General features: G+C 60.2%; 11 protein-coding genes and 1 tRNA gene. All 12 read right to left on the bottom strand.

Annotated elements, in window-relative coordinates:
- Window positions 1-69: 69 nt before the first annotated feature.
- The gene (gene rpsO / locus H5U38_14150) at window positions 70-339 is read right to left on the bottom strand and encodes a 30S ribosomal protein S15 (GenBank protein MBC7188162.1); all 270 of its coding nucleotides are present in this window, start codon (window positions 337-339) and stop codon (window positions 70-72) included.
- Window positions 339-1289, bottom strand: coding sequence for a bifunctional riboflavin kinase/FAD synthetase (locus H5U38_14155; protein MBC7188163.1), 951 nt, complete (start codon window positions 1287-1289; stop codon window positions 339-341). Before H5U38_14155 ends, rpsO begins: the two co-directional genes overlap by 1 nt.
- On the bottom strand, window positions 1290-1961 hold the full coding sequence (truB, locus tag H5U38_14160) for a tRNA pseudouridine(55) synthase TruB (GenBank protein MBC7188164.1): 672 nt from the start codon (window positions 1959-1961) through the stop codon (window positions 1290-1292).
- A gap of 7 nt (window positions 1962-1968) precedes the next feature.
- Window positions 1969-2331: a 30S ribosome-binding factor RbfA gene (gene rbfA, locus H5U38_14165; GenBank protein ID MBC7188165.1), complete on the bottom strand. Its 363-nt coding sequence runs from the start codon at window positions 2329-2331 to the stop codon at window positions 1969-1971.
- A gap of 8 nt (window positions 2332-2339) precedes the next feature.
- Complete coding sequence (locus H5U38_14170) at window positions 2340-2621, bottom strand: DUF503 domain-containing protein (GenBank protein MBC7188166.1); 282 nt, start codon at window positions 2619-2621, stop codon at window positions 2340-2342.
- 26 nt (window positions 2622-2647) lie between these two features.
- On the bottom strand, window positions 2648-5308 hold the full coding sequence (infB, locus tag H5U38_14175) for a translation initiation factor IF-2 (protein MBC7188167.1): 2661 nt from the start codon (window positions 5306-5308) through the stop codon (window positions 2648-2650).
- A gap of 13 nt (window positions 5309-5321) precedes the next feature.
- Window positions 5322-6569, bottom strand: a complete 1248-nt coding sequence (gene nusA, locus H5U38_14180) for a transcription termination factor NusA (protein MBC7188168.1) — start codon at window positions 6567-6569, stop codon at window positions 5322-5324.
- A gap of 48 nt (window positions 6570-6617) precedes the next feature.
- A complete protein-coding gene (locus H5U38_14185) occupies window positions 6618-7067 on the bottom strand; it encodes a ribosome maturation factor RimP (GenBank protein ID MBC7188169.1) in 450 nt (149 codons plus the stop codon).
- Between the two features lie 109 nt (window positions 7068-7176).
- Window positions 7177-7851 (bottom strand): tetratricopeptide repeat protein, encoded by a 675-nt coding sequence (locus H5U38_14190; GenBank protein ID MBC7188170.1) that lies wholly within the window; start codon window positions 7849-7851, stop codon window positions 7177-7179.
- Between the two features lie 38 nt (window positions 7852-7889).
- Window positions 7890-7964, bottom strand: a tRNA-Arg gene (locus tag H5U38_14195).
- 148 nt (window positions 7965-8112) lie between these two features.
- A complete protein-coding gene (locus H5U38_14200) occupies window positions 8113-8568 on the bottom strand; it encodes a hydrogenase maturation protease (protein ID MBC7188171.1) in 456 nt (151 codons plus the stop codon).
- Window positions 8565-9012: nickel-dependent hydrogenase large subunit (locus H5U38_14205; protein ID MBC7188172.1), on the bottom strand; the 448-nt coding region annotated here is incomplete at its 5' end. The genes H5U38_14205 and H5U38_14200, both read right to left, overlap by 4 nt.

A 9012-nucleotide genomic window follows, 5' to 3' on the forward strand; every position in this document is an offset into this window, starting at 1 on the left:
CTCCATGCCGCCGCTGCGCTTGAGGTACCTTCTTTCCCTCAATTCGCAGCGCGTAGGAGGCAGAATTGCCTACCTGCGAATTCCGAGCTCGTCGATCAAGCGACGATAGCGCTCGACGTCCTTGCGCCGCAGGTACTCGAGGAGTCGCCGCCTCTTGCCGACCAGCATCATCAGGCCGCGCCTGGAATGGTGGTCCTTGACATGCGTCTCCAAGTGCGCGGTGAGCTCCTTGATGCGCGCGGTCATGAGCGCAATCTGCGCCTCTGTCCGCCCCGAGTCTACAGGCGTGCTGCCGTACTTGCTGATGAGTTCTGCCTTCTGTTCTTTGGTCAGGGGCATTAGTCTCTCCTCTCCGTGTTCTCGAAAAATGCCTGACTTGCCACTACATCTGCTTCAATCTGACGCGCCAAATCATAGGGGGAATCGAAACGGCGTTCGCCGCGTATGCGGCCCAGAAACTCGACGCCTATCTCCTTGCCATAGAGCTCTCCCTCATAATCGTAGATGTGCACTTCGAGCACTGTCGCCTCGGTCTCGCCACCGAAAGTGGGGCGAACTCCGATATTGAGAATCCCCCGTTTCGTGCGCTCGCCGATCGCAACCCGCACCGCATAGATCCCCGATTGGGGAATCAGCTTCTCCTTTGCTGGGCGGATGTTGGCAGTGGGGTAGCCCAACTGCCGCCCCAGCCCCCTTCCGCTCACCACGGTGCCCCGCACCGTGTAGTTCCGTCCCAGCAAATGGGCTGCCGCCGCGACGTCCCCGTGCGCGAGGAGTTGGCGGATGCGTGTGCTGCTCACTGCGGCCCCATCCACCACGACTTTATGAACTACCTCGACCTCGAAATGCAGTTTCTTCCCCAGAGCGCGGAGCGTGTCAATCGTGCCCGAGCGGCCTTTGCCAAAGGTGTGGTCATAGCCCACCACCACATCCGATGCTCCGAGGCTCTCACAAAGCACACGCTGGACGAATTCCGCAGGGCTCAACTCCGCTATGGCTGCAGTAAAGGGGAGCGCCACCAGGATTTCCACGCCGGTCCCCTCCAACAAGCCAGCCTTCTCCTCGAACGTGGAAAGGAGATGGAGCACGGGGCGATCTGGTCTGCGCACCACCAGTTGCGGGTGGGGCTCAAAAGTGACCACCACAGCTGGTCGATCTTTGCGTGCCGCGCGCGCCAGTGTCCTTTGGATGATGGCACGATGGCCGAGGTGCACCCCATCGAAGGTACCGACGGTCACAACAGAGCTTTGTAGAAACCCTGAGGGCGGAACGCTACGTACTATCTCCATTTATCCTGATGGCCGAAAATGCAGGTTCCCTAACTCGTCCACGCCGATGGCCTGCTCTATGCGAAATGGTCCGATCGCCACCCGCTGCAGCGTTTTCAACGTGGCCCCGCAGCCCAGATACCTACCAAGCTCTGCCACGAGGCTTCGCACATAAGTCCCCTTGCCACATTCCACGACAAAATCGACAAAGGGGTGCTTCACCCGCACAGGATCGAAGCGAAACACCTTCACCGTGCGAGGTTCGCGCGCCACCTCCTGCTGCGCCCGTGCCAATTGATAGAGCCTCTTGCCGCCGACCTTGACGGCGGAATACATGGGCGGTGTTTGCTTGATCTCCCCCACCAGTCGTCCCATCGCCTCCAGCAGGTGTGCACGACTGAATCGGGTTCGCGAACGAGCACGGCTCACTACCCTGCCGGTGATATCCAAGGTGTCGGTCTCCACGCCGAGCTCCATTATGCCGGTGTAGACCTTGGGCAGAGCCATGAGCTCCGGTACCTTTTTCGTCGCCGTGCCCACGCAGACCAGGAGCACCCCCTCGGCGAAAGGGTCGAGCGTTCCGCTATGCCCTACGCGTCGCACCCCGAGCGTCTTCCTCACCAGCTGCACCACATCGAAAGAGGTCCAGCCAATGGGCTTGTTGATGTTCAGGATTAGCCCTTGCTCCGACACAAGGGGCTCAGTCCTCAGTGCCGGTCCCCTCTGCTCGGCGCAGGAGGGTTTCGATGCGGTCGGCGCGGTCAAGGGTGTCATCGTACACAAAGCGCAGCTCGGGAGTGTACCTCACTTTAATGCGCGCGCCCAGTTGACTGCGCAGAAAGCCCGCCGCCCGTTGCAGAGCCTGCATCGTCGCCTCGCGGGCTACGGGGTCATTGAGCGTGGCAACATAAACCTTTGCCAGACGCAGGTCATCGCTCACGGTGACCTCGGTAATGGTCATCTCCCCGACGCCGGGATCCTTCACGTGCCGGAGGATGATGGCACTGAGCTCGCGCTTGACAAGCTCACCGACGCGCAACGATCTCTTGTACGAAGGATGCATTGGCTGCCTCAGAGTATTTCTGAGCGGTAGCCCAGGATTTGCACTTGCCTTTCGCCTTCGACAAAGTTGTAGATCTTGGCCAGCATTTCATCCACGAAGCGCTGCTCATTGCCGATGGTCACCACGCCGAGAGTCACTCGTTGCCACTTCTCCGTGTCGCCCACTTCTGCTACGCTCACGTTGAAGCGGTTGCGCAGCCGCGCCTTCAGGCTGCTGAGCACGAAGCGCTTTGATTTCAGCGACCCACTGTCGGGGATGAACAGCTCAAACTGGGAAAGGCCGACAAACATACTGTGCTCGCCCTCGGCACCGTGGACTAGAGCTTCCGCTCCGTCTTGATAACTTCGTACGTCTCGATGATGTCGCCCTCGTGGAGGTCGCTAAAGTTTTCAATGGCAATGCCACATTCAAACCCGGCAGCGACCTCACGCACGTCGTCTTTGAAGCGCTTGAGCGAGGCGATCTTTCCTTCGTAAATGAGCCGATCGGCGCGATAGACCTTGGCGCGGTCACTCCGCGAAATCTTGCCGCTCTGCACATAGCACCCTGCGACCACTCCTACCTTGGGCACCCGGAAGATCTGCCGCACCTCGGCAGTGCCGCTGAGCTTCTCGGTAAAGACGGGCTCGAGCATGCCCTCCAGAGCAGCCTTGACATTCTCCACGGCATCGTAGATGATGTTGTACAGGCGGATGTCGATGTCCTCTTTGGCCGCAAGCTCACGCGCCTCGATCGTAGGACGAATGTTGAAGCCGATGATAATTGCATCAGAGGCCGAAGCCAGAAGCACGTCCGATTCGGAAATCGCGCCGACGCCCTTGTGCACCACGTCCACGGCAACCTCGCCAGTGCTGAGCTTCATGAGGGCATCGGTGAGGGCCTCCACCGACCCGTCCACGTCTGCCTTGACGATGACGCGCAGCTGTTTTACCCTTCCGTCGCGGATTTCCTTGGAAATCTGGTCCAAGGTCTTGTGGCGCATGCGCCGCGCCTCTTGCTCGCGATGGAGCTGCTGCCTGCGCTGGCTAATCTCTCGGGACTCGCGCTCGGAACTGACCACCACAAACTTGTCGCCCGCCTGCGGCACTTCGGCAAAGCCGAGGACCTGGGCAGGACAAGAGGGTCCTGCCTCGGTGATCTTCTTGCCACGATCGTCGAACATACTGCGCACGCGGCCAGCAACCTGCCCTGCGACGAACGGGTCGCCCACGCGGAGCGTTCCGTCTTGCACCAACACCGTGGCAACCGGCCCTTTGCCCTTGTCCAAACGCGCCTCGATGATGACGCCACGCGCCAGCCGCTTCGGATTGGCCCGCAGCTCGAGGAGCTCAGCCTCGATAAGGATCATCTCCAGCAGGCGATCTACGCCAAGACCGGTCTTGGCCGAGATTTCGGCGCATTGGTGTTTGCCGCCCCAGCTCTCCACAAGTACGCCGTGGTCAGCTAACTGCTGCTTGATGAGGTCCGGATTGGCCCCCGGCTTGTCCACCTTGTTGATGGCCACCACAATCGGCACCCCGGCAGCCTTGGCGTGATTGATAGCCTCAACCGTCTGAGGCATGACCGCATCGTCGGCAGCCACAACGAGCACGACGATGTCGGTGACCTGTGCCCCACGGGCACGCATGGCCGTAAAGGCTTCATGGCCGGGGGTATCGAGGAAGGTGATGGCCTTGCCGTTCACCATCACCTCGTAGGCGCCAATGTGCTGGGTGATGCCCCCAACCTCGCCCGCGACGATGTTGCTCTGGCGGATCCGGTCCAACAACGAAGTCTTGCCGTGGTCCACGTGGCCCATGATGGTGACCACCGGAGGTCGCGGCACGAGGTCCTTTTCGTCCTGTTCCTCTTCCATTGCCTCCAGCAGATCGGCGCCAAACTCCTCCACTTGCTCCACATCATAGCCAAACTCAGAGGCAACCAGGACGATGGTGTCCATGTCGAGCCGCTGATTCATGGAAGCCATAACGCCCAGGCGCAAGCACTTGCCAATCACCTCGGCAGGCTCGACCCCCAGCAGATCCGCCAGCTCTGCTGCTGAGGCGTACTCGGCCACGCGAATGACTTTGCGCTCGGGCAGGACTTCGAGCTCCTCTTCCTCCTGGGCACGTCGGCGTGGTCGTTTGCGCCCCACGTCGGCCATGCGCGCCAACGTGTCGCGGATGCTCTTCTCGATCTCCTCCTCGGTGAACTGGGGCTTCCGCCGCTTCTGACGCTTGCGGAGCTTTTCCTTCTTGGCCTCTTCGACTGGCGGCAGGGCAACGGCTTCCTCTTCCGCCTCGACAACGCGCTTCTGACGTTTGCGCTTCTTCTTTTTCTTCGGCTTCGCCTCTTCGACCAGAGGAGCAGCCTCCGCCCCCTCGGCAACCGGTGGTGCAGCTACAGCCTCTTCAACTTTCTCTTCCTCAACTTTTGGCTCTTCCACCACCTCTGCTGGCCGCCTTGCCGGTTCGCCGGTCACCGGGAGCTCAACGATGCGCACCCGGCGGTGTGCGGGCTTCGGGGGTGCGACCTCTTTGGCTTCGGCAGCGGGTTCCTGCAATGCGGGCTGCACAGGACGGGCCTCTTCGGCTTCCACAGGCGCGGCTTCTGCGACTGGTGCCGGTGCCAGGGGTTCCTCGACCAGTTTGCGCAGACGTGGCTTGCGTTTGGCGAGCTGGCTGACCGCCTTGATGCGCTCCTGGAGCTCCAGGCGTGCCGCCGCCCACTTTTGCTCCTCCTGCAACCTCTTGTCGCGGAGCATTTTGCGGAATTCGCGGTCGGCATCCGAGACGTGGGCGGTCTTGCCGTACTTCTTGACGACCTCCGCGTACGCCTCGTCGGTGACCACACTCATCTGGTTGCGCACATCGAACTTGAGGTGCTGCAGAAACTCGATCAGCGCCTCGTTCGAAATGTTGAATTCCTTGGCAACCAGATATACTCGCCTCTTGGTACTCAACGCCTGCGCACTCCTTGCGTATAGCACCTCTTCCACAGCCGGGTGTCGCCTACTCGTTCAATTCTTTGGTGACCGCGGCGACGATCTCCTCCGCAGTCTTTTGTCCGATGCCACGAATGTTCATCAGACCCTGGACGTCAGAGTCCAGCACGTCCCGCACGTTCTGCAGCCCCGCGCTCAGCAGCTTGCGCACTACCGAGGGACGAAGCTCCGCCACCGTCGTAAGCGGCCGGTCCTTGAGCCGCTCCAACTTGATCAAATCCTTGTATTCCGACTCCTTGACCGGCTGGATGTCATAGCCCGTGAGTCTCGATGCCAAACGCCTGTTCTGCCCTCCTCGCCCGATCGCCAGGGAAATCTGATCGTCAGGCAGCATGGCGATCACCGTCTTGTTGTCCTCGTCCAAAATGATGCGCGACGGCTTGGCAGGGCTCAGCGCGCGGCTGACAAAGATCTCCGGCTCACTGCTCCAGTTGATGATGTCGATCTTCTCGTTGTTGAGCTCTTTGACGATGGACTGGATGCGAATTCCTTTCATGCCCACACACGCACCCACCGCGTCGATGCGCTTGTCGTTGGAATAGACGGCAATCTTGGTACGCTCTCCAGGCTCCCGGGCGATGGCCTTGATTTCGATGATGCCATCGCTGATCTCGGGCACCTCGAGCTCAAACAGTCGGATCAAGAAGCGCTCGTCTGCCCGCGAAACGATGACCTGCGGACCCTTAGTCGTCTGCTCCACTTTCTTTACGAGCACCTTGATGGTGTCCCCGCGCCGGTAATGCTCGGTTGGGATCTGCTCGGACGGGGGCATCAACACCTCGGTGCGGTCCACCACCAGGTAGACACCTTCGCGTGCCGTCACCTGACGAATGTCGCCGCTCACGATTTCGCCGATCCGTTGCGAAAACTCCTGGTACGTAGACTCCTTCTCCAACTCCTTAAGCCTCTGGCTCAGGTTTTGGCGCGCCGAGAGGATGAGCCGCCGCCCAAAGCTGCGCGGGTCCACGATCTCCACAAAGTCGTCGCCGATCTCCAAATCGGGCTCGACCTTGCGGGCGGATTCCAGGTCGATCTCGCAAGTCTCGTCGGTGACTTCCTCCACGATCTTCTTGTTCTGATATATCTCGATCTCGCCCTTTTCGAAATTGACAAAGATGTCGAAGTTGTCGGTGGTGCCAAAGCGTTTCTTGATCATGCCCATGAACACCGACTCGATGATCTCAGCGAGGACCTCCTTGTCGATGTTGCGCTCCTTGGCCATTTCGGCAAAGGCTTCAACGATTTCGCTCTTCATACCAAAAACACCCTCTGCAGCTGATTCCCTTTCAAAGCAAAGTTAGCCTCACCACCTGGGCTGCACTTTAGCCAGACGGACGTCTTTGAGCTCCAAAGTGCGCAACTCTCCCTTACAGTCGAGCACAATGTTCCCGGAACTGACCTGTTTGAGCACGCCGACGACAGTGCGCGACCTTTCCCCTTCCTGATAGTCGACCTTCAGCGTCCGCTCAAGATTGCGCTGAAAATCGCGCTCCGAACGCAAGGGCCGGTCCAGCCCTGGAGAGGAGACCTCCAAAGTATAGCTCGTCGGGATGGGGTCCTTGCGGTCCAACAGGTCGGAGATCTTCTGGCTCAGCTCCGCACACCGGGCAAGGGTGATGCCGCCGTCCACATCGACGAATACGCGGAGGACCTGCCGTCCCGGCCGTCCCTTCAGCTCGACGTCGACGAGGTCAACCTCCTCCCCTGCCAGCGCCTGCTCGACCAACGCGCGAATGTCTTCTTTGCTCGTCATTGTCTTGCCACAGTCAACAAAAAAGTGGGTCTGGCTTCGACCCACTTGCGGCAAAAATATATGAAAATCTTGCTTAAGATGCAAGAACTTTTATCCACGCCTCTCCTTTCTATCCGCGTACCTCCCCCAGGAGAAGCTGTGCCTGGGTCTTTTCTTGGGCGTCTGGGTACTTGTCCAACAGCAGGCGCAACACCCGCTCGGCCTCGTCGCGCTGGCCGGCGAGTGCGTAGCACCTCCCTGCTGCCAAAAGGTGCTTTGGGGCGAGCAGTTCTTCGCCATAGCGCTTGGCGACTTCTTCGTAGCGGCGGGCGGCCTGTGCGTAGTTCTTCTCTTGCTCCAGGCACTCGGCCACGGCCGCGTTGGCAGCGGCTGCCAAGAAGCGCACCTTGCCCACCTTGCGCGCAGCCTTTTCGTAGTACCTCATGGCCTCTGCGTACTCGCCCTGCTCATAAAGCGCATTGCCCAGGTGCAGGAAAGCGAGGCTACCGTTCTTCGTCCCGCCATAGTCCTCCACGGCGCTGCGCAGGATATCGGTGGCCGAGGTTAGGTCCATCCGCTGATAGGCGCTAAACCCGCGTGCCAGCTCCACGGCAGCTTTTCCTTCTGCGGCGCGTTTCCCGGCGCGAATCAGTCCCGCAGCCAAGATGATGATCACGATGGCTGCCGCAGCCCCAATGACAAATTTGCTGTTCTCCTCGAGGTACTTGGTCACCTTGGCGTAGGTGGTGACGAACTTATCTTCCTTGATTTCTCGTCGTGTCAGGCGCTTCTTCGGTTTCAGCATGCTCGCTCCCAGGCTGATGGTGTCAGTTCGTTTCTCGGTGCCCCTAGCAGGACTTGAACCTGCGACACATGGTTTAGGAAACCACTGCTCTATCCGTACTGAGCTATAGGGGCGGATGCGCGCGGTGGCAAGCGTTCTTGCCGGCGACAATTATACAAAATTCGCGCGGCAAACGCAAGGGCATTTTGGCGCAAGGGTGGAAAGGTGAGGAAACCCAGGAAGCGGAGAATGCAGCAAAGCTGTTTGTCAACCCCACTGGGCTCAGGAAAGGCGGCTGAGGAGTTGCTCAACCGCCTGCGGAATCGCCTGGCGCACGGCAGGGGTGGTACACTGCTCGACAAAGGTCTCGGTGTCAGCTACCTCCACCGTCAGGACTTCGACAAGTTGCGGTACCGCAATTCCCATGCGGCGCGCGAGGTCGAGCGCCGCACGCAGGCCGATGTGGTGTGCGGAGAGGAAACTGCCCGGTTCTCCCAGGTCGTCAACGGTGAGCCACTGCAGCGTGCCCGGAGCGCTGCGACCCGTGCGCACCGAGTCGACGATGATCGCTCGGTCGTAACCCTCCAACAGCTCCGCCAAGTAGAACCCTGCGAGCTGCGTCTCTTTGACGTCCACCTCCTGCCCTTGCAGACGACGGCCCAGTTCCCGTGCGATGTAAATGCCGACGCCGTCGTCTGCAAGGAGGGTGTTGCCCATCCCCAGGACGAGCGTTTTCATCTGCGGAGGGTGCGCAGCACTCGCCCCCTGTGGTCGTGGATGGTCACTTCCAGCGGCGTCTCGCCGGGTAGGGAGTGTGTGGCACAGGCGAAGCACGGGTCATAAGCCCGGAAGGCCATCTCCACCATGTTCAACAGGCCTCCGGATACTTCGCCGCCCTTGATCAGCCCCTTCGCCGCCTTCTCGATGGACATGGCAATGGCCGCGGCATTATTCACGGTCGCCACGATGAGGTTCGCTTTGGTGATGACGCCGCGCTCGTCGGTCTGGTAGTGGTGATAGAGCGTGCCGCGCGGTGCCTCCACCACGCCAATTCCTTCGGTGGGCGTCTCCGTAGGTATCGTGCGAATGTTGGGGTCGAGGATTTCTTCGTCCTGGGCCAGCTCCAAGAAGCGCTCGGCAGCGTAGAGCAGCTCAATCAGGCGCGCCCAGTGGTAGGCCAGC

The organism is Calditrichota bacterium, from assembly GCA_014359355.1.
Lineage (GTDB): Bacteria > Zhuqueibacterota > Zhuqueibacteria > JANLFK01 > Oleimicrobiaceae > Oleimicrobium.

Bases quoted from the DNA above. Each gene is read 5' to 3' on its own strand.
- H5U38_14170 (MBC7188166.1), bottom strand. From the start codon at position 2,621: ATGTTTGTCGGCCTTTCCCAGTTTGAGCTGTTCATCCCCGACAGTGGG.
- rbfA (MBC7188165.1), bottom strand. From the start codon at position 2,331: ATGCATCCTTCGTACAAGAGATCGTTGCGCGTCGGTGAGCTTGTCAAG.
- H5U38_14185 (MBC7188169.1), bottom strand. From the start codon at position 7,067: ATGACGAGCAAAGAAGACATTCGCGCGTTGGTCGAGCAGGCGCTGGCA.
- nusA (MBC7188168.1), bottom strand. From the start codon at position 6,569: ATGAAGAGCGAAATCGTTGAAGCCTTTGCCGAAATGGCCAAGGAGCGC.
- H5U38_14200 (MBC7188171.1), bottom strand. From the start codon at position 8,568: ATGAAAACGCTCGTCCTGGGGATGGGCAACACCCTCCTTGCAGACGAC.
- H5U38_14190 (MBC7188170.1), bottom strand. From the start codon at position 7,851: ATGCTGAAACCGAAGAAGCGCCTGACACGACGAGAAATCAAGGAAGAT.
- rpsO (MBC7188162.1), bottom strand. From the start codon at position 339: ATGCCCCTGACCAAAGAACAGAAGGCAGAACTCATCAGCAAGTACGGC.
- H5U38_14155 (MBC7188163.1), bottom strand. From the start codon at position 1,289: ATGGAGATAGTACGTAGCGTTCCGCCCTCAGGGTTTCTACAAAGCTCT.